Source organism: Abyssibacter profundi, from assembly GCF_003151135.1.
GTDB lineage: Bacteria > Pseudomonadota > Gammaproteobacteria > Nevskiales > OUC007 > Abyssibacter > Abyssibacter profundi.
Genome location: NZ_QEQK01000015.1, coordinates 60220 through 81157, shown reverse-complemented (window position 1 = coordinate 81157; position 20938 = coordinate 60220). Strand labels below are relative to the sequence as shown.

The 20938-nt window shown below is 62.7% G+C and carries 11 protein-coding genes and 1 pseudogene; 7 read left to right on the top strand and 5 right to left on the bottom strand.

Annotated elements, in window-relative coordinates:
• Window positions 1-319 precede the first annotated feature (319 nt).
• Window positions 320-643: a DUF2834 domain-containing protein gene (locus DEH80_RS14860; RefSeq protein ID WP_109721299.1), complete on the top strand. Its 324-nt coding sequence runs from the start codon at window positions 320-322 to the stop codon at window positions 641-643.
• Entirely contained in the window at window positions 636-1046 is a 411-nt protein-coding gene (locus DEH80_RS14855; RefSeq protein ID WP_207774632.1) for a hypothetical protein, read from the top strand. The genes DEH80_RS14860 and DEH80_RS14855 overlap by 8 nt, the downstream gene beginning before the upstream one ends.
• Before the next feature lie 15 nt (window positions 1047-1061).
• On the opposite strand, the gene carB is transcribed toward DEH80_RS14855, so the two are convergent.
• Both carB and carA read right to left on the bottom strand, forming a co-directional pair.
• Window positions 1062-4295, bottom strand: a complete 3234-nt coding sequence (carB, locus tag DEH80_RS14850; protein ID WP_109721297.1) for a carbamoyl-phosphate synthase large subunit — start codon at window positions 4293-4295, stop codon at window positions 1062-1064.
• A gap of 34 nt (window positions 4296-4329) precedes the next feature.
• Window positions 4330-5442, bottom strand: a complete 1113-nt coding sequence (gene carA / locus DEH80_RS14845) for a glutamine-hydrolyzing carbamoyl-phosphate synthase small subunit (protein ID WP_207774631.1) — start codon at window positions 5440-5442, stop codon at window positions 4330-4332.
• Window positions 5443-5690: 248 nt separating this feature from the next.
• On the opposite strand from carA, the gene DEH80_RS14840 reads away from it, so the two are divergent.
• The 4 genes and pseudogenes from DEH80_RS14840 (at window position 5691) to DEH80_RS17900 (ending at window position 16277) form a co-directional block, all read left to right on the top strand.
• On the top strand, window positions 5691-7430 hold the full coding sequence (locus DEH80_RS14840; protein ID WP_165831493.1) for a tetratricopeptide repeat protein: 1740 nt from the start codon (window positions 5691-5693) through the stop codon (window positions 7428-7430).
• Between the two features lie 13 nt (window positions 7431-7443).
• A complete protein-coding gene (locus DEH80_RS14835; RefSeq protein WP_119254157.1) occupies window positions 7444-8994 on the top strand; it encodes a FecR family protein in 1551 nt (516 codons plus the stop codon).
• Window positions 8991-11276, top strand: a pseudogene (locus DEH80_RS17905) (Ig-like domain-containing protein); the annotation flags it as partial. The gene DEH80_RS14835 and the pseudogene DEH80_RS17905, both read left to right, overlap by 4 nt.
• A 603-nt stretch (window positions 11277-11879) precedes the next feature.
• Complete coding sequence (locus DEH80_RS17900; RefSeq protein ID WP_438938297.1) at window positions 11880-16277, top strand: CHRD domain-containing protein; 4398 nt, start codon at window positions 11880-11882, stop codon at window positions 16275-16277.
• Between the two features lie 41 nt (window positions 16278-16318).
• Here the strand turns inward: DEH80_RS17900 and dapB are convergent, their stop codons facing one another.
• Entirely contained in the window at window positions 16319-17119 is an 801-nt protein-coding gene (dapB, locus tag DEH80_RS14825; RefSeq protein WP_109721293.1) for a 4-hydroxy-tetrahydrodipicolinate reductase, read from the bottom strand.
• Between the two features lie 85 nt (window positions 17120-17204).
• Here dapB and DEH80_RS14820 point away from each other — a divergent pair, with 85 nt between their 5' ends.
• On the top strand, window positions 17205-17672 hold the full coding sequence (locus tag DEH80_RS14820) for a hypothetical protein (RefSeq protein ID WP_133249263.1): 468 nt from the start codon (window positions 17205-17207) through the stop codon (window positions 17670-17672).
• 94 nt (window positions 17673-17766) lie between these two features.
• Here DEH80_RS14820 and dnaJ read toward each other — a convergent pair whose 3' ends face one another.
• Together dnaJ and dnaK are read right to left on the bottom strand one after the other, a co-directional pair.
• Window positions 17767-18873 carry a molecular chaperone DnaJ gene (gene dnaJ, locus DEH80_RS14815; protein WP_109721291.1) on the bottom strand — a complete coding sequence of 369 codons (1107 nt, stop codon included), beginning with the start codon at window positions 18871-18873 and terminating at the stop codon, window positions 17767-17769.
• An 89-nt stretch (window positions 18874-18962) separates the two neighbouring features.
• Entirely contained in the window at window positions 18963-20885 is a 1923-nt protein-coding gene (gene dnaK, locus DEH80_RS14810) for a molecular chaperone DnaK (RefSeq protein ID WP_109721290.1), read from the bottom strand.
• Window positions 20886-20938: the final 53 nt, after the last annotated feature.

Here is a 20938-nt window from a genome sequence, read left to right as displayed (position 1 = left end):
TCAGCCGGCGCTACATGAGTGCCGAAAGCCTGCAGGCCAATTGCAACGCCGATGACGGCGAGGCACTCTACCTACCGGCTGCATGAAGCCATGCCTCAGACTGCCAACGGGCTCGGTGGCTTCTTACACCACGTCCGGGGACACGACCCCCCCGCGGGGTGTCGGCCCCCTGTTGAATCGTCATATTGTTGGTCTCTCTCCTCACTGCGCGGGGCTATCCTCGCCCGCGCAGCGCGCATGCACAACGACCTGCCAGGTAGTTGTGAGCGATGGCGACAGCCAACAGGCTAAGACGCTCTCATCACAAGGAGTGTCTGATATGGCTGGAACAACCTGGATTCTCATCGCCGTGACGGTGGGCTTTGGCGGGCTGACGGGGTACAGCCTGCACGCTGTGGGTTACCTCGGAATCTGGCAGGCCGGGCTGGCCAACCCCGGCACACTTCAAGTGCTGGTTGACCTGCTCATTGTGTGTGGCCTGGCCATGCTGTGGATGCTGCAAGATGCGCGGGCCAACCAGCGGATCGTGTGGCCCTACCTACTGCTGACAGTGGCGGCTGGCGCATTCGGTCCGCTGCTGTATCTGATCCATCGTGGCTGGTCACAGCGCCAGGCCCCGCGCGGCGAGCCGCGTTATGGCTAGCGGGACCATGGAAATCCTGCTGACCAGGGGGACCGGGTTCGTCCTGCTGGTGGTGGGCGTTATTCATGTCGCGCCCATCACCGGCCTGCTCGGACCACGACAACTGGCCTCTCTCTACGGTGTGGACGTGGTTGGCGATCCCAACCTGACGTTGTTGCTCAGGCATCGTGCCGTGCTGTTCGGGCTGCTCGGAGCCAGCCTGATGGTGATGGCCTTTCGCCCATCCTTGCACACCGCAGCGCTGGCGCTTGCGTTGGTCAGCGTGGCCAGTTTTCTTTGGCTGGCCGCTGGCGAACCGGGTCTGAGTACGCCGGTCCGCCGCGTTGTGTGGATCGATCAGCTCGCACTGGGATTGCTGGCACTGGCCGCCGCCGCCCAGTCAGGGCGGTGGCTGCTGCGCTAACGGTGCAACCGGACTTCAGTCCGGTATGCGCAGGCCATTGGCATGTAGATCCTGCACCCGATTCACGGTGACCTGATCCCGATACTCCAAAGCCATGGCTGCAGCGCGAGCGGCCGCCAGCGTCGTGAAGTACGCCACCTTCTGGGTCACCGCGGCCGAGCGGATCGAATGCGATTCCTCGATGGCCTTGCGCCCTTCCGTGGTGTTGACGACAAACTGGATTTCGCCGTTAACAATCATGTCCACGCAATGGGGGCGACCTTCCTTAACCTTGTTGACCGGGGTGCACTCGACACCCTGTTCACGCAGGTAGTTAGCCGTTCCTCGCGTGGCGACGACGCGCATGCCGTGTTCGATCAGCTTGCGGGCCATCTCGACGGACTGCGGCTTGTCGCCATCACGCACGGAGATGAACACCGTCCCTTCGCGCGGGATGTCCATGCCGGCACCGGTCAGCGACTTCGCGAAGGCCTCGGCAAAGGTCCGGCCAATGCCCATGACCTCACCGGTGGATTTCATCTCAGGGCCGAGAATCGGGTCCACGCCGGGGAACTTGGCAAACGGGAACACGGATTCCTTGACCGAGAAATACTCCGGCGCGTCGATGTGCTGGATGCCCTGCTCGTCCAGTGTCTGACCCAGCATGCAGCGGGCGGCGATCTTCGCCAACGGATGACCCGTAGCTTTGGACACGAAGGGCACCGTGCGCGAGGCCCGAGGATTGACCTCGATCAGGTACACCATCTCATCCTTCACCGCGAACTGGGCGTTGACCAGGCCCACCACCCGCAGCGCACGGGCCAAGGCCTGGACCTGACGACAGATTTCGGCGCGTACGGCATCGGAGAGCGAGTACGGCGGCAGCGAACAGGCCGAATCGCCGCTATGGACGCCGGCCTGCTCGATATGTTCCAGCAACCCGGCAACAACCACCGACTCGCCATCGGAAATCGCGTCGACATCCACCTCGACCGCATCTTCCAGGAAACGATCCAGCAACACGGGCGCATCGTTGGACACCTTGACGGCCGTGCGCATGTAACGCTCCAGCTCGACATCCTCGTAGACGATTTCCATGGCGCGCCCACCCAGCACGTAGCTGGGACGAACCACCATGGGATAGCCGACATGGGCCGCCAGACGCAGCGCTTCGGCCTCGGACCGTGCCGTACGATTCGCCGGCTGGCGCAGCTCCAGGCGCTCGACAAGCTGTTGGAAGCGATCGCGGTCTTCGGCGAGGTCGATGGAATCGGGGCTGGTGCCAACAATCGGCGCACCCGCGGCCTCGAGCCGACGTGCCAGTTTAAGTGGTGTCTGCCCACCGTACTGCACGATCACGCCGGCCGGTTGTTCGATATCGATAATCTCCATGACATCTTCAAAGGTCAGCGGTTCGAAGAACAGCCGATCCGAGACGTCATAGTCGGTGGAGACCGTTTCAGGATTGCAGTTGACCATGATGGTCTCGTACCCGTCCTCGCGCAGCGACAGCGAGGCGTGGACACAGCAATAATCGAATTCAATCCCCTGCCCGATGCGGTTCGGGCCACCGCCCAGCACCATGACCTTCTTCCGGTCTGAAGGCTTGGCTTCACATTCCTCGTCGTAGGTCGAATACATGTAGGCCGTGGCTGACGGGAATTCTGCGGCACAGGTATCCACGCGTTTGTAGACCGGCCGGATCTCGAACTGATGCCGGCGCGAACGCACGGCCTCTTCCTGCGTACCCAGCAGCTTGGCCAGTCGGCGATCCGAAAAGCCCATGCGCTTGAGCTGGCGCATCTCGACCGCATCTAACTCGGCCAACGTCCGACCCACCAGCGCCTGTTCGCTCGCAACCAGTTCCTCGATCTGATCCAGGAACCAGGGATCGATGGAGGTCGCGGCATGCACCTCAGACAAGGTCATGCCGGCGCGGAAGCCGTCAGCAACCGACCAGATACGATCGGCGCGCGGGGTGGTCATGGCCTCAACCAGCTCCGAGCGCGCGGCCTCGGGATCGGACAAATCATGCTTTTCGTCCAGACCGTCCGCGTCGATCTCCAGACTGCGTAAAGCTTTCTGGAACGACTCCTGGAAATTACGGCCGATGGCCATGGCCTCGCCCACCGACTTCATCTGCGTGGTCAGTCGATCATCCGCCATCGGGAACTTCTCGAAGGCGAAACGCGGAATCTTCGTCACCACGTAGTCGATGGTCGGCTCGAAGCTGGCCGGCGTCACGCCGCCGGTCATGTCGTTGGCCAGTTCATCCAGCGTGTAGCCGACCGCCAGCTTCGCGGCGACCTTGGCAATCGGGAAGCCGGTGGCCTTGGACGCCAGCGCCGATGAACGCGATACCCGCGGGTTCATTTCGATGATGACCAGGCGCCCATCCTGCGGATTCACCGCGAACTGGACGTTGGAGCCCCCCGTTTCCACGCCGATCTTGCGCAACACCGCCAGGGAGGCGTCGCGCATGATCTGATATTCCTTGTCGGTGAGCGTCTGCGCCGGCGCAACGGTGATCGAATCACCGGTATGGACGCCCATGGGATCGAGGTTTTCGATCGCGCAGATGATGATGCAGTTGTCCGCCTTGTCGCGGACCACTTCCATCTCGAATTCCTTCCAGCCGAGCAACGACTCTTCGAGCAGCACTTCGTGGGTGGGCGACATGTCCAGCCCACGCTTCACGATCTCTTCGAACTCGGCGATGTTGTAGGCAATGCCGCCACCCGAGCCGCCCATCGTGAATGACGGCCGGATGATGACCGGGAACCCGAGGTCCGCCTGAATCTTGCGGGCCTCTTCCATGCTGTGCGCCAATTCGGACTGGGCAGAGGCCAACCCGATATCGTCCATCGCCTTGCGGAAGCGTTCACGATCTTCGGCCATGTCAATGGCGTCGATGCTCGCACCGATTAGCTGCACGCCATTCGCATCGAGCACGCCTTCGCGGGCCAGGTCCAGCGCACAGTTCAGCGCGGTCTGCCCACCCATGGTCGGCAGCAGCGCGTCGGGCTTTTCGCGCTCGATAACCTTGGACACCGCCTTCCACTCCACCGGCTCGATGTAGATGGCATCGGCGGAATCCGGGTCGGTCATGATCGTGGCCGGGTTCGAGTTCACCAGGATGACCCGGAATCCCTCCTCACGCAGCGCCTTGCAGGCCTGCGTGCCGGAGTAGTCAAACTCGCAGGCCTGGCCGATCACGATCGGTCCCGCACCAATGACCAGGATGGAGTTGATATCTGTGCGTTTCGGCATGCGTCTTTACGTTCGGGTCTGGACGTGAGAGGAACTAGCGGGGGTTAGCCGCCATCAGGGCGCTGAAATGCTCGAACAGCGGCGCCAGGTCATGGGGGCCCGGGCTGGCCTCGGGATGCCCCTGAAAGCTAAACGCGGGAACATCCGTGCGTTCGATGCCCTGCAGGGTGCCGTCGAACAGCGACCGGTGCGTCACCCGGACGGTTTCCGGCAGGCTGGCCTCATCCACGGCAAAGCCGTGATTCTGGGAGGTGATCATCACCTGCCCGGAACGCTCATCCCGCACCGGGTGGTTGGCGCCGTGGTGACCGAACTTCATCTTGGTCGTGCGCCCGCCGCAGGCCAGCCCCAGTATCTGGTGCCCCAGACAGATGCCCATAACGGGGACACGCTGCTCCATGAGCTGGCGGGCAATGGCGACCGCGTAATCACAGGGCTCCGGATCACCGGGACCATTCGACAGCATGACGCCATCCGGCTGGTGGGCCAGCACATCCTCCAACGAGGTCTTGGCCGGCACGACGGTCACGCGACAGCCCACATCGACCAGACGTCGCAGGATATTGCGCTTGACGCCGTAATCCATCACCACGACATGATGCTTGGGCTCAGGCGTCGCCTGCCCCCAACTCGGCTCCGCCCACTGGAACACTTCGTCGGTGGTAACCTCCTGAGCCAGATCCAGTCCGGCCAAGCCCGAGAACGCGCGGGCGCGCTCCACCGCCAAGTCGGCATCATCCGTATCGGTGACGATACACCCGCTCTGCGCCCCCTGATCTCGGAGTATTCGGGTCAGCCTGCGTGTGTCGATTTCCGCAATGCCGACCACGCCCAGCCGCTCCAGGTAGGCGGGCAGCGTTTCCGCCGACCGCCAATTGCTGGGCGTACGGGGACGCTCACGGATGATCAGGCCCGCCACCTGCGCGATGGCTGATTCCTGGTCCTCTGGATTGGCACCGACGTTGCCGACATGCGGATAGGTCAGCGTGACCATCTGCTGCCGGTATGACGGATCGGAGCAAATCTCCTGATACCCCGTCATCGCGGTATTGAAAACGACTTCGCCGACTGAAGAGCCGGACGCTCCAATGGCAACTCCGCGGAAAACATCTCCGGTCGCCAGGCCGAGTACGGCCGGCCTTAGCACGGGATGACCCCGGGCTGGGCAAGTTCGAACAATCGCAACGGGATTCCTGCGCGCTACAGACGTAGGACGAAATTGTAGCAAATCACCTCGGGGAGACATCAGGTTTTTTTGAGACGCAGTTGTTTGCAACCGGCCGAACGCGGGTCTATAACCTGTGTCACCGCTCGGGGACACTACAGGGGCTAAGGGTGCGAATACGATTTCCAGGCGCGTGGGCAGTCACGCTCGGCGCGGGCATGGCGACGGCCATGCCATCTGTGGGGGCCCAGGCGCCCGAACTCTATGGGCCGGTGCAGCGAGGGCAAACGCTCTGGGGCATCGTGTCTGAACTCAAACCGCGCTATCCCGGGCTGACCCGCTTCGAACTCTTAGAAGCGCTGCACGCGGCCAATCCCCAAGCCTTTATCGGCGATACCCGTCAGCTCCGCGCTGACGTCGCCCTGGTCCTGCCCGCCCCCCATGCCGCGCGCGAGCTGGCGGAGCGACAAGACCTGCCCGCCTCGCAACGGTCAACACCGCCTGTCGCGACTGCGCAGCCATCCTCTGAGCCAGGCGCTGCCAGCGATTCTGGGACCGATTTACCGCAAGCCTCGGTCGCCCAACCCGCGACTGCCGGCGTGGCGGCGGCGCCCTCTCCAACCCCGCCGGCCACCGGGACACCAAGTGCCCCGCCAACTGCCGAGCAATCAGCGCCGACGAGCGCAGCAGCGAGCGCGACTGCCAGCGACCGGCCTGCCGATTCCACCACGCCCCCGGCCGCGCTCGATCGTCTGATCGACGAGGCGAATCGTCTGCGTAGCGTCGGCAACGCCCAGGCCGCGTTCGATTTGTTGCTGCCGGAACTGGGCACCTACGGCGGCAACCCGCGCTTCGATTACGCCTTTGGCGCCAGCGCCCTGGATGCCGGCCAATACAACCATGCGGTGTTTGCACTGCAGCGCGTCGTGTACCTCAAGCCCAATTTCGCAGGTGCCCGCCTTGAGCTGGGGCTTGCGCACATGGCGTTGGGCAACAACCAGCGCGCCCGTGCCGAGTTTGAACGGGTCCGGGCCATGAACCCGCCCAAGTCTGCGATGGCAACGCTGGACCGCGCCATGTCCGCGCTGGCCGAGCGTGAGCGGGTTGAGAACAAGTGGTGGACGGCCTCGGTGCGCACCACAGCCGGATTCGACACCAACGTCAACGCATCAACAACCGATAATCAGTTCCTGGGGTTCGAGCTGGACCCACAGAACCAGGAAACCGATTCCCCGTTCATTGGCGCCGGCGCGGGCGTGACGGCCAAGTATCCGCTGGACTACGACATGGAATTGACCGGCGGTGCCGGTCTGGACCATCGCCATCACACCGATGCCAGCTTTGTCGACCACACGTTGATGCGCGCCTATTTCCAGGTGGCCAAGCGCTGGGATCAGGTCTTCGTCGCCCTCGGCAACGAGTATCACTACGGCCTGATCGACCAGAGCTACAACAACCGGGGCGCGGCCTCCACGCTCAGCGCCGGCTATGCACTGGAATCGGCCGCCTTCACCGGCGCGCTGCGCAGCGGCACGCTGCGATTCAACGACGCCATCCAGAGTCGCGACGTCAACCAGTTGTCGGCCACATTCGCCGCACGCTGGCAACCCGCCCCTCGCGTGCTGGTCGGAATGGCGCTGTCACTGGGTGAAGATGAGGCGCGCGAACCCGGCTCCGATTACTCGCGTGATCTGACGGCCTTGCGCGCCACGCTGAGCTGGCAGACCTTGCCGGACCTCAGAATCAATACCTCTTTGGGCTGGCTTGATGCCGACTACCCAGATCCGTTCTTCGGCATGCGCCGCGAGGACGAGCAATTCTCGCTCGAAGCCAGCGCCGCCTGGCACAAGCTGCTGCCCGATGGCTGGGTTTTCACACCGAATGCCCGATACATCGACAACGATTCAACTGTGACGCTGTTCAAGTACGACCGGGTCGTGATCGGATTTACTGCGTCGCGCGGATTCTAAACGGGGAACAACCATGCTCCGAGCACATCTCAACCGCGTCTGCGCGGCCTTCGTTCTCCTTCTCATGACCGCTCCGGCCTTTGCCGGCGTCGGCAAGGTCATGTTCGTACTGGGCGGTGCGTCCATCGAACGTGGCCAGTCAGCGATCGCCGCGCAGCGGGGCCAGCAACTCGAGTCCGGCGACACGCTGGTGACCGGCTTGTCCGGCCGCATGCATGTCCGCATGGATGACGGTGCTGTCATCACCCTGAAGCCGGATTCACGCTTCGAGCTAACCGACTACGCGGTCGAAGAGGCTCCGGCGCCAGCTGCGCAAGCCCCTGCCCCAGCCGAGCCCGATGCCCCCATCGTCCGAACCCGCAGCAATGGCCGGGCCTTTATGAGCCTGCTCAAGGGCGGGTTCCGGACCATTACGGGCCTGATCGGCAAGGCGGACAAAGAGGCGTACCAGATCAAGACCCCGGTCGCGACCATCGGCATCCGCGGCACGCATTTTGAAATTCAACTCATCAATGGCGAACTCTTTCTCGCGGTCTGGGACGGCGCCATCGATGTGCTGCTACCCGGGGGCACCACCAGTTTCGGAGACGGCCAGCAGTTCTCGTTCGGCCTGGTCAATGACGAGGGTGAAGTCACCGGTTTCGACGAGCCGCCTGAAGCGTTTGGCGGCACAGACGATACCTCCACATTGATTCTGGGCGGTCGAGGCGAATCCGAGGGCCAGGGGAACGGTCAAGGTGAGGACAAGGATCAGACTGATCAGCGCCGCCCGGTCGAGGTCGCATCCACCGATGACCCGGAGGAATTGGACCGCGACGATGATCCCGATCCGGACCCTGAGCCGGACCCGGTCACACCGGTGGCGACCGGCGCGGGGCCTTATCGCGAGTCGAGCGGATTCACGACAGCCGCACTCTCACGCGCGGTGGTCATCGAAGAATCAGGTGATGTGACCGGGTTTGTGGCGGGCCACCCGGATGGAGCGGCCAGTTACGACGTCGGAACCGCGGCCGTCACCAATACGGGCTTTGATCCGAACACCGAGATCCGCTGGGGACGCTGGGCGGACGGCGTGGCCACTATCGCGATCGAAGGCGGCGCCACAGAAAACCTGGATCTGACCAGCCAAAGCCTGCACTACATTGTTGGACCCACCGGCGACGAGCCGGTCTTGCCCATCACCGGAACCGCCAGCTACACCCTGGTCGGCAATACCAATCCCACTGACGGCAACGGCAACGTCGGTGTACTGGGTTCGGCCTCGCTGTCTGCGAACTTCACCGAACGGACGGTCGACAGCGTGATTGATCTGGCGATTGCTGACACCGTCTGGAATGCCTCCGGCTCCGGCACCCTAACCGACGACAGCAACCTGTTCTCCGGCACCTACGACACCGTGTCGGTGAACGGCGAAACCGCCGGCAACAGCGGCATCTTCGATGGCTTCTTTATCGGCGACGGCAACAACAACGGCACACCCGATGGCGCCGGACTGATCTACAACCTCACCAACGGCACCGACTCCGTCACCGGCGGCGCCGTCTTCGGAGAGCCTTCACCATGATCGTATTGAGCCCCCGCAACCGGCTACTTCCGCTCGCATTCATCAGCGCGGCGGCGCTCTCGGCCTGCGGGGGTGGCGCATCGTCGCCCGCCGCTGGCGTGACCGGCAAGGCCGCGAAAGGCCCCTTGGCTGAGGCCACGATCGAGGCCTTTGCCATCGATGCCGCTGGCCTGCCAACCGGCGAAGCACTGGCCACCACCACAACCTCCGCCGATGGCAGCTTCAGCTTTGCCCAGCGCCCAGCGGAAGGCCCCTTGCTGCTGATCTCCAGTGGGGGACGGTACATCGACGAGGGCGACCCCGAGGCTGACCCGCAGTTAAGACGTCAGATCCAGCTCGCCGAAGGTCAGGGGCTACGCGCCCTGCTCCCTGCGGAACAGAGCGCCCTGGCGCTGACACCGTTTTCCCAAATGGTGTACCAGCGCGCTGTCCGTGAAGCCGCCGGCACCAACTTCGCCAGCGTGTTTGCTGCGTCTCAATCGCAGGCCAGCGATGCACTGGGCTTCGACCCGGTGGCCGTGCTGCCCACCGACCCGATTGCCCCCGATCCGACCGCAAGCGACGCAGAAGTTGCCTACGCCTTGGCACTGGGCGGCTTTGCGACCTATCTGAACAGCATCTCGATTTCACTAGGTAGCCTACCAACCTACCCGATTCTCGATGCCGTATTGTTCGACTTTTCCGATGGCCAGCTAGACAGCCTGGAAAACGGTGAGACGGCCGTCATTGTCGGCGAGGCCGGCCCAGCCCTGCCCACCGGCTTTGATCTCAACGACGCGATTCGCCGCTTCCGAAACAACAATTTCAACGTCTTCCCAGATGCCACGCTGGTCCAGGTGGATACGGAAACACTCGGTGGCGAACTCCAGCCGAGCAACAACAACCCGGTGGCCGCAAACGATACCGTCAATGTCGAAACCGGCAGCGCCGGGATCAACATCGACGTGCTTGCCAATGACAGCGATGCCGATGGCGATACGCTGGTCATCGAAAGCCTGGGCCCCACAACCGCGGGCGGCACAGCGTCCATCGCCTCGACCGGCGGCGTCGACTACACCCCGCCCCAGGATTTCGTTGGCGCAGAGCAGTTCACCTACACCATCGTCGATGGCAACGGCGGCAGCGATACCGCGACCGTGACGGTCAACGTAACCAGTCCCAGCAATACACCGCCCGTGGCCAACGATGACAGTGCCACCACCAACCAGGACACGCCGCTGACCGGCATTGCGGTGTTGGATAATGACAGCGATGCCGATGGCGACACCCTGACCATCATCAGTGCCTCTGCTTCGGCTGCAAACGGTGGCAGCGTCAGCATCAGCGGAAGCGGCACCACGCTGGACTACAGCCCGGCGACAGGATTCTCCGGCACCGACACCGTCGACTACACGATCAGCGACGGTGCGGCACAGGCGAGCGCGACCCTGACCATTACGGTCAACGCCGTCAACCAGCCGCCCACGGCAGCAGATGACGCGGCAACCACGCCAGAAGATACTGCTGTGTCCATCGAGGTTCTCGGCAACGACACGGACTCGGATGGCACGCTGGATGCCACCAGCGTCGTGATCGAAACCGTGCCGAACAGCGGCACCGCCTTGGCGCAAAGCGACGGCACCGTCACCTACACCCCGGCGCCGAACGCAAGCGGCACGGTCACGTTCACCTACTCCGTTGCTGACGACCAGGGGCTGCGCTCGGCCCCGGCACAGGTCACCGTGAACGTCACCCCTGTCAACGATCCACCCACAGCCCTGGACGACAGTGGCGCGCTGGACGAGGACAGCAGCATCAACATCGAGGTGCTGGCCAATGACAGCGACCCCGATGACGGCCTAGATACCAGCTCCGTCCAAATCGTCTCAGGGCCGCAGCAAGGCGTGACCACCGTCGAAAGCAATGGCACGGTGAGCTATGCGCCGGACGCCAACGCCAACGGGTCGGACAGCTTCACGTACAGCGTGGCCGACCTTGCCGGCCTTCGCTCCTCGGCCACCGTCTCGCTGACTATCAACCCGGTCAACGATGCGCCTGTCATCAGCGGCACGCCACAGCTGGTCACCGAAACGGGAAACAACTACAACTTCATCCCCACGGCCAGCGACATCGACGGCGACCCGCTGGTGTTTAGCATCACGAACCAACCGGCCTGGGCGTCATTCGACACGGCGAACGGCACTCTGAGCGGAACACCGGCCGAATCTGATGCCGGCACCTACGAGAACATCGTCATCAGTGTTGACGATGGTGCAGGCGGCACGGCCGCCCTGCCCGCCTTCACGCTTGAGGTGCAGCTGCGCAGTGCAGAAACAAGCTTCAACACCGCCTTTATCGAGTTGAACTACGCCGCTGGAGCGGAGGATGGCCAGTTTGGCCTGTTCTCCGTTTTCCAGGATTTCGGGTTCTATGACATCCAGCCGCCTGTCGATGGCGTCAGCACTGTCACGTTCGGGCCATTCTCTAGCCTGAATGAAGGCGAGATCGTGGCCCAGCCGCAAAGTTACTTCCTGAATCATTTCCCGCCAGAGGTCGACCCGGCAGAAACCCAGTCCATGCAGGTCAATGCCAGCGGTGTTCTGTCGCTGTTCGCGCCCTATGTGGAAGAACTGGATAGTGGGCAGCAGACGTTCGAGCGCGAAACCGCATTCGGCCTGTATATCCGGCCCAGTACCCCTGATATGTACGTGCTCGGTGTCAGTGAGCGTGACGAGGTCTTCGATGCGGCTGATTCGGATGAAGACGGCACACTCGACTACCTGAATGCGAACCGGAAACGCGAGGATGGTGCGAGCTTTGCGCTGGAGCTGGCACTTCGGCAATCCGAAGCTTTCGAGGTCTCACGCCTGGAAGGGGACTACGGCTTTGTCGGCCTGGGGATTCTGATGGAGGCAGGCCCCGTCGAGTCCACCGCATTCATTGTCGAGCAACGCATTGCCAATGACGGCAGCACCACCGGCGACGACCGCTTCGCGGCCGAGACCATGCGCTACGACCCCTTCGCCAGCCCGGTGACACAGATCAGCAGCGAAGACGGGCCGGACCCTGCCTTCGTGACCCAGTACAGCGCGAATGCCAACGGGACCGTCAGCGCGGAGTTCACCGATGGCGGCGCCCCAGCCGGTTCGGCGACAGGCCTGGCCTCGCCGGACGGCAGCATCCTCGTGCTGCAGGAGTCCATCCTGACGGGCGACAGTGTTGAACCCACATCAATCGAGCAGTTCATTCAGATCGGCCTACGCCGGACAGCCGCGGCCCCGGTCGTCAGCGGCCAGCAGTTCCGCGTGGACGCCTTGGCCATGGAGCGCCAGGCCAGTGATCAGGAGTCCTATGGCTATCTGCTCCGCTCGGCCACGCTGAACTTCGGCACGGACAACAGCTGCCAGCTGAGCTTCCGGGAAGGATTGAGCCTGTTCATCGCCGGCCGCCGGGATGACACGGCAGCGTTTAGCGACCTGCCAGGCGTTGAAGGCCCCGTCGAAACCATGGCCTGTACCTACAGCACTGACGTTGGTGGGCGCCTGTTGATCGACTTTGCCGGAGATGCGACCGACCCCTCCTCCACCTTGTTCGAGGGCTTCGTCAGTGAAACAGGCGAGGTACTCGCACTAAGGGGCCACCGCGACGAGCCCGGCGCCTTCCATCAGCGCTGGCTGATGCTTGGCGCGCTGGACCAGGGCTACACCGGTCTGGACAACCGCCAGCCCGCCATCTCCATCACGGCCGATGCCGCCTCGGTGCCGGCGGGTGGCTCGATTAATCTGACAGCCACCGCAACCGACCCCGACTCCCAAAACGTGGACATCCGGTGGATTGCCAGCGCCGGCTCGTTCACGACGCAAACCGGCGGTGCCACCACCTGGATTGCACCCTCGGTGGGATCGGGCACGACGCTACTTACCGCAGAAGCCAGTGATGGTGACCGCATAGCCATTGATGACGTCGTCGTATCCTGGGGGCTCAGCGAGTTGCCACGAACACGTGCAGCCGTGCAGTACAACTTGGCCCAATCGATCGAATCGGGCCTCGTCGATCCCTCAGACATCATCCACGGCTGGTTCGGATTCACCCCATTGCAGGTGTTCGAAAGTGACCTGCCGACCTGCAGTACGGGGTCTGTAAGCAGCAACTTCGATGACGCGGATGCGAGCGGCACCATCACCGCCGGCGACACGGCCACCATTGTGTTTTCCAACTGCGAGATCCTCGACCAGGAGCCGATAATTGATGCCATTTACGATGGCACCCTGAGATTCGATATTGAGGTCGCTGATCAAAGCGTCGAGCACCTGCCGAATGTCGAGCCCGGAACGGCAACCGGCAATGAACGCAACTACCAGTGGCGGATCACCGGAATCGATTACACCGAATCGGAGGATGGCTGCACCTCGACCCAAAACCTTTCTGGCCAGCTTGCGAGCTACGCGGTTGGCGAGACAGGCGAGTTCTACTCGATTGAAGACGGCGGAGTGGAACAAACCGCCTCAACGCTCTGCGAAGATCAGTCGAGTACCCAGACACGTGTTCTCGTCCCGTTCCGACTGGCTGTTCAAATTGATTTCGATGCGGACCAACACACTGTAGAAACCAGCTATCGGCTACAGGTAGAAGACGGTGACGGCTTCCGAATCGTGGACAGCGAGTATGAGACTGATCCCGGTACAGCGGTTACCGGGCCACTCGACACCTTTGCCCTGTCCAGCCAGGCCAAGCCCGAAGACCCAACCGCCGGCGTGACCCATTACGTGAATCACCTGGATGGTGTGAGCGCGCGCATCGACTCCAATCCCGCATCCATCGACATTGCGGTGGACGAGGATGGCAATGGCCAGGAAGACTCAACGTTCGAGTCGCATTGGGACTGGCTGGACACCATGCGCATCATCTTCCCTGTGGGTTTGACCGGCGACCAGGAAGTCCCTCCCGTGTCGACCGCGGGGAATGGGTTCGGATTCGTTGTGCTCCACCTCCACGACAGCGGCAATCTGCTCATCGATGTCGATGTCTTCGTCTCGAACATGGTTCCGACGGCAGCACACTTGCATGAAGCTCCATTCGGACAGAACGGAGATGTGGTCTTCCCGCTCAGTCCAGCGCCGGAAGATGCCAACCGCTACCTGCTGTCAGGGGCGTCCGTCACGCAAACTCAGATCGACACGATTCTCGCCGGCGGGTGGTACCTCAACGTCCACTCGGATGCCCACCCAGGTGGAGAGATTCGCGGGCAGCTCACCGATGGCGAGGGAGATGACCTGGGAGTCCAGGACAAGGACTCCGACGGTGTCTCCGATTCCGACGAGGTCAATGTCTACGGCACCGACCCGAACAACCCCGACTCGGACTTCGACGGTATCAGCGACGGCGATGAGATCTTCGGAACCGGCACCGATCCGAACAACCCGGACAGCGACGGGGATGGTGCGGGCGACGGACTCGAAGTCAGCGTCGGCAGCCGCGCTGACCTCGCCAATATTGTGCGATACGTGTCGAGCACCCGGGGCGCCCCGGGCAACAACGGTCAAAGCTGGGCCGAGGCTTTTGAAGGCCATTTAGATGTGGAGACCGACAACGAAAACGGCCGAGACAGCAGCACGCCCGTGTTCTATCTCTACGAATCCGGTCAGTACGTCGGCACCTTCAAACTGGGGAGCAATGACACCTCACGCGGCTTCATCGTGGTCGCCGGCGGCCTGGGCCCAGACGACCACATTCCCGATACGGCCACAGTCTTCACGTCGTTGGGTGAAGGCAGCGCTGCAATCATCGACAACGCCAACGACATCACCCTGACCGGCATCAAGTTCACAGACGGCGTGGCCACACAGGGCGGCGGTCTGGACATCGGTCCAACCGCGATGAGTACCGTGGTGTTAGACAGCGTGGAAGTCGTCGGCAACCAGGCCCAGTTCGGGGGCGGCATTCATGTGGCATCCGGGTCGACGGTCACGGTGACCGTCAGCGACATACACAATAACCAGGCAATCGCCTTCGACAGTGTCGCCCGAGGTGGCGGTATCGCGGTCAGCGATGGAGTGGTCAATGTTGAATACTCCACAATCCGCGGCAATCAGGTCGACGGGGGCTTCAGTACGGGAGCCGTGTCGGAAGGGGGCGGACTGTATGCCGCACCCACAACCCCAACCATAAACACAACCACACTCAGCGTTCTCGGCAGCGTCATTGCCAACAACCGTACGGGCGACGCCGGGTTCGGGACCGACCTGGGCGGTGGTCTCTTTGCCAGTAACGCAGAGATCATCGAGATCTTCGATAGTGAAATTCTGTCCAATCGGGCGGGATCCCAGGGTGGCGGGCTATACTTGGCTGATTCGACATCAGCCAACTTCGTCACCAACAATCTGATTGTTGGCAATGCCAGCGTGAATCAGCCTGGCGGCGGGTTGTTCGTGTCGCGAGCCAGCACCGGACAAACCCAGATTGCCAATAACACGGTGGCGCTCAATCAGGTGCTGTTGACCGAAGGCGCCGGTGGTGTACAGAGCACCAGCGAGACCACGGGGCTGGAACTGCGTGACAATATTTTCTGGCTGAACGACGACAGTGATCTCGCGGCGAATGCCGGCAGCCAGAATTACGCGGGGCCCACGACAGACAGTGGCGATTTCACGACCGGCCACCTGATCGAGTACAACAACATCGAAGATGTGCTGACAACGGGCACGCCCATCGGCTCCAACGATCTCGTCACCAGTGTCGGCGGCAACGCGGCCCTGGCCAACCCCGATTTTCTTGGGAGTTTTTACCTGAACGAGGGCAGTACCTCGATCGACTTTGATACGACCCGTACCGCGTCCGATTTTGGTCTGGGCGGCTCCACCACCCGCTTTGACGGCGCTGTGGACGAAGGTGCGCTGGACCTCGGATACCACGTCTTCTTTGGTCAGGGCAGCCAGACACCCGATGCCGCCAATCCCGAGAGCACCATGCTGACCTGCAACCAGGATGGCAGCGAACAGCGTGAGGTCGTCTTCCGCCCCACCCTGTTTGGCGGTGAGACGGGCTCCGGGCATGCGTTTGTCGTTGGCGTCAGCAGCCCGGACGGTGTGGGTGTCCAAGGACGAACCGCCCTGGACCCGCTATCTGATAGCAACTCGACCTATGCGATCGACCTGGGTGATGGCCGCTACGCAGTCGAAGTCTTCTCGGAATTCACGTCTGGCTCGTTCACGGTCAGCCTGAGCTTTGGCCTGGCCCAGGAAGCCGTCGAAGACTTCGTCGTGAACTACGACTACAGCGGATGCCGCGGCGGCCAGACACGCTAATCGGCGGGGCTGGCCTGCCCTGACCCCTCGTTTGGGCAGGCCTAGCCGAGCAAGTCTTCCAGCGCGTACAGCCCGGCGTCCTGCGCGGCCAGCCAGCCGGCGGCACGGACGGCACCCCGCGCGAAGATCATCCGATCTGTCGCCTTGTGGGTGATCTCCAAACGCTCGCCCGCCATCGCGAACAGGGCTGTATGCTCACCCACGATGTCCCCACCCCGGATCACAGAGAAGCCGACGCGGCCATCGCCTCGTGGCCCCACCTGGCCATGCCTTGTCCAGTCGGCGACTGAATCCAGTTCGATGCCCAACCCCTGGGCAACCGACCGGCCCACCGCCAGCGCGGTACCCGACGGCGCATCGACCTTGCGCCGATGATGAGCCTCAATGATCTCGATGTCCGCCTGTTCGCCGAGGACTTCTGCGGCCCGCTGCGCAAGCGCCCGCATCAATGCCACCCCGACGGAAAAATTGTCGGACCGCAGAACCGGGATCCGCTGACTGGCTGCATCCAGGCGCTCGGCCTGCGCGGCGTCCAGACCGGTGGTCCCCGTGACCAGTGCGCAATCTCGAGATTCCAGCACCGGCAGTGCGGCCATCAACGCATCCGGGGAAGAAAAGTCGATGACGACGGTCTGCGGTTCCAGATGAGCCGCGAGGTCATCCGATACACTGACGCCGGTGCGATCCTGACCGATTAGTGCACCGCAGTCCTTGCCCACGACCTCGCCATCCGGGCGATCAACGGCAGCGGAAAGAACCAGAGCGGATTGCTCGAACAGCGCTCGGATGACCGATTGCCCCATACGGCCGCCGGCCCCGAGCACGCAAATCTTCGTCGACATTCATGCGCCTTGCGATGAGAATGGCGGCTGATTATCCGTCCAGCCGGAGCCGGTGCAAGCCCTGCCCGCCCGGCCACCGTTACTCATGCTTGATTCTGCCCTGGTTCGACTGCTGATTCGCCTGCTGGTACTGGCCGTGGTCTTTGCCGGCTGCCTGCTGGGATTCGCCGCGTCCAGCTTCCAAACGCTGTCACCTGCGCACTACCCGCCAACCATGCCGGTCGTGATTGCCACGGGTGGCGGCGCGGCTGTACTGCAATGGGACCAGGTAGACGGTTCGCCCGTCTCGCTAAGCTTGTCGACCGATGCCAGCGGCTGTCTGGACGCGTTTCATTGCGTTGAGGTCAGCCCGGGCCAAAGCATGATTCGGCAGCGCATCGCGGGCGGCTTGGCCTGGTGGCAACAGCGCATTGAAGGTATGCAGATTACGCAGGCCAGCGTCTTCCGACTCACGCTGGTCATGGCCTTTCCGGCGTTTCTCGTCGCCGCAGTGGTCTCACAGCTCGTGGGCTGGTGGCTGCGTCGCAAGTCCCGGCGATCTGCAGCCGGTTAATCAGGAAGACGTATCCAGTCGCCCCCGGCCGAGCGGCCACGACTCTGCTGAGATCAGCGGCGCCCTCTTGGATGCAGAGGCCTGTCAGTGCTGCCTACTTAACCCGCTCCTCGAAAAAACGCTTGGCCTTCGCCAGCCAGGATTGTTCTTCGGGGCTGTGCTTCTCACCCACCGTGTCGCCGAACTCGGCCAACAAGGCCTTCTGCTTCGATGAAAGATTCACGGGGGTTTCGATGCGCACCGTGCACAGCAGATCGCCGACGCCGGCACCGCGGACGCTGGGTGCCCCCTTACCGCGGAGGCGGAACGTCTTGCCAGACTGGGTGCCCTCGGGAATCTTGAGCGTGGCGCGGCCCTTGAGCGTCGGCACTTCGATCTCCCCACCCAAGGCGGCGGTGACAAAAGACAGTGGCACGGCGCAGCGTAGATCATTGCCGTCGCGCTCGAAGACATCATGCGCCCGCACGTTGATCTGCACGTAGAGATCACCTGGAGGCGCTCCGCGCTCGCCGGCTTCACCCTCGCCCGTCAGGCGGATGCGATCGCCGGTATCCACGCCCGGCGGAATCTTGACCGAGAGCGTCTTCTCACCTTCAACCCGGCCGCGCCCTGAACAATCACGACAGGCATCGGCAATAACCTCGCCCCGTCCGCGGCAGGTCGGGCAGGTCTGCTGTACCGAGAAAAAGCCCTGCTGCATACGAATCTGCCCGGCGCCCTGGCAGGAGGGACAGGTCTTTGGCTTGGTGCCCGGCTTGGCGCCGGACCCATCGCAGGTCTCGCAGTCATCCCAGGTCGGGATGTGGATCGCCTTCTCGACGCCATTGACCGCGTCTTCCAGATCGATGGGCAGGTCATAGCGCAGATCGGCACCGCGTGCTGCGCGTGCACCACCACCGCCGAAAATATCGGAGAAAACGTCGCCGAAGATGTCGCCAAAACCGGCGCCGCCGCCAAAGCCACCACCCGCAGCACCGGCCACGCCGTCATGCCCGTAGCGATCATAGGCCGCCCGTTTCTGGTCGTCGGACAGCACTTCGTAGGCTTCGGAGGCCTCCTTGAAGCGGCTCTCGGCTTCCTCATCCCCCGGATTCCGGTCGGGATGATTCTTCATGGCCAGCCGACGATAGGCCTTCTTCAGTTCATCGGCACCGGCATCACGACTGACGCCCAACACCTCGTAGTAGTCACGTTTGCTCATGGCTCTCGGGCGATCCCGTTAGTGCAATAAAAAAGGAGCGAGCGGGCCGGCGTGTCGCCCGTCCGCTCGCTCCTCGAGGCGCGATTGAACTATGCGCGCTTCTTCTCGTCGTCGTTGACTTCCTCGAACTCCGCGTCGACGACGTCGTCGTCGGCATTCGAGGCCTGCGCATCAGCAGCCCCTTCGGCGCCACCTTCGGCAGCGTAGGCCTTCTCGGCGATCTTGGCAGATGCCTCGGCCAGCGCCTGGGTCTTGGCTTCGATGGCGTCTTTGTCCTCGCCCTTCAGCACGTCCTGCAGTTCGCTGATAGCGGTTTCCACGGCCGACTTCTCATCCGCCTCGACCTTGTCGCCCAGATCCTTGAGTGTCTTTTCGACACCGTGGATCAGGCCCTCGGCCTGGTTACGGGCATTGATCAGGTCGGCAAACTTCTTGTCGTCCTCGGCATGGGCCTCGGCGTCCTTGACCATCTGCTCGATCTCATCGTCGGACAGACCCGAGCTTGCCTTGATAACAATGGACTGGCTCTTGCCGGTCGCCTTGTCCTTGGCCGACACGTTCAGGATGCCGTTGGCGTCGATGTCAAAGGTGACCTCGATCTGCGGCACGCCGCGCGGAGCCGGCGGAATATCCGACAGGTCGAATTTGCCCAGCGACTTGTTGGCGCTGGCGACTTCGCGCTCACCCTGCAACACATGCACCGTCACCGCGCCCTGGTTGTCTTCGGCGGTGGTGAAGGTTTCGGCCTTGCGCGTCGGGATCGTGGTGTTCTTGTCGATGAGCTTGGTCATGCGACCACCCATCGTCTCGATACCCAGCGACAGCGGGGTCACGTCCAGCAGCAGCACGTCCTTGACGTCGCCGGCCAGCACGGCCGCCTGGATCGCCGCGCCCATGGCCACGGCTTCATCCGGGTTCACGTCACGGCGGGGCTCGCGACCGAAGAAGCTCTTCACGGCCTCCTGAACCTTGGGCATCCGCGTCTGGCCACCGACCAGGATGACCTCGTCGATCTCACCGGCGGAGACGCCGGCATCCTTCAGCGCCACCTTGCAGGGATCGATGGTGCGTTCGACCAGATCGTCCACCAGCGATTCCAGCTTGGCGCGGGAAAGCTTCAGGTTCAGGTGCTTGGGACCGGAGGCATCCGCCGTGATGTACGGCAGGTTGATCTCGGTCTGCTGTGTGGAGGACAGCTCGATCTTGGCCTTCTCACCGGCTTCCTTCAGGCGCTGCATGGCCAACGGATCGCCGGACAGGTCCACACCCTGATCTTTTTTGAACTCCGAAGCGATGTAGTCGATGACACGCATGTCGAAGTCTTCACCACCCAGGAACGTATCGCCGTTGGTGGCCAGGACTTCAAACTGCTTGTCGCCGTCGACATCGGCAATTTCGATGATGGACACGTCAAAGGTGCCGCCGCCCAAATCGTAGACGGCAATCTTCTTGTCGCCCTTGGACTTATCCAGGCCGTAGGCCAGCGCGGCCGCGGTGGGCTCGTTGATGATGCGCTTGACCTCAAGGCCGGCGATCTTGCCGGCATCCTTGGTGGCCTGGCGCTGGGAGTCGTTGAAGTAGGCCGGAACCGTGATGACGGCCTCGGTGACCGACTCGCCCAGATAGTCTTCGGCATCCTTCTTCAGTTTGCGAAGAATCGTCGCGGACACTTCCTGCGGCGACAGCTTCTTGCCCTTGACGTCGACCCAGGCATCACCGTTGTCGGCTGCGGTGATCTTGTAGGGCACCATCTTGATGTCCTTCTGGACCACGTCGTCCTGGAAGCGGCGACCAATCAGCCGCTTGATGGCGTACAACGTATTGCTGGGGTTGGTGACCGCCTGCCGCTTGGCAGGACGACCGACCAGCGTCTGGTCATCGTCGGAATACGCCACCACGGACGGCGTGGTGCGCTCACCTTCGGCGTTCTCAATCACCTTGGCGCTGCTGCCCTCCAGCAATGCCAGGCATGAGTTCGTCGTGCCGAGGTCGATACCAATGATCTTGCCCATGGTGTGCTCCAAAAAATCGGTTAAATCAGGTTGCTAAACAGAAAAGAGTTCTT

Bases quoted from the DNA above. Each gene is read 5' to 3' on its own strand.
- DEH80_RS14860 (WP_109721299.1), top strand. From the start codon at position 320: ATGGCTGGAACAACCTGGATTCTCATCGCCGTGACGGTGGGCTTTGGC.
- DEH80_RS14855 (WP_207774632.1), top strand. From the start codon at position 636: ATGGCTAGCGGGACCATGGAAATCCTGCTGACCAGGGGGACCGGGTTC.
- carB (WP_109721297.1), bottom strand. From the start codon at position 4,295: ATGCCGAAACGCACAGATATCAACTCCATCCTGGTCATTGGTGCGGGA.
- DEH80_RS14840 (WP_165831493.1), top strand. From the start codon at position 5,691: ATGCCATCTGTGGGGGCCCAGGCGCCCGAACTCTATGGGCCGGTGCAG.
- DEH80_RS14835 (WP_119254157.1), top strand. From the start codon at position 7,444: ATGCTCCGAGCACATCTCAACCGCGTCTGCGCGGCCTTCGTTCTCCTT.
- DEH80_RS17900 (WP_438938297.1), top strand. From the start codon at position 11,880: ATGGAGGCAGGCCCCGTCGAGTCCACCGCATTCATTGTCGAGCAACGC.
- dapB (WP_109721293.1), bottom strand. From the start codon at position 17,119: ATGTCGACGAAGATTTGCGTGCTCGGGGCCGGCGGCCGTATGGGGCAA.
- DEH80_RS14820 (WP_133249263.1), top strand. From the start codon at position 17,205: ATGCTTGATTCTGCCCTGGTTCGACTGCTGATTCGCCTGCTGGTACTG.
- dnaJ (WP_109721291.1), bottom strand. From the start codon at position 18,873: ATGAGCAAACGTGACTACTACGAGGTGTTGGGCGTCAGTCGTGATGCC.
- dnaK (WP_109721290.1), bottom strand. From the start codon at position 20,885: ATGGGCAAGATCATTGGTATCGACCTCGGCACGACGAACTCATGCCTG.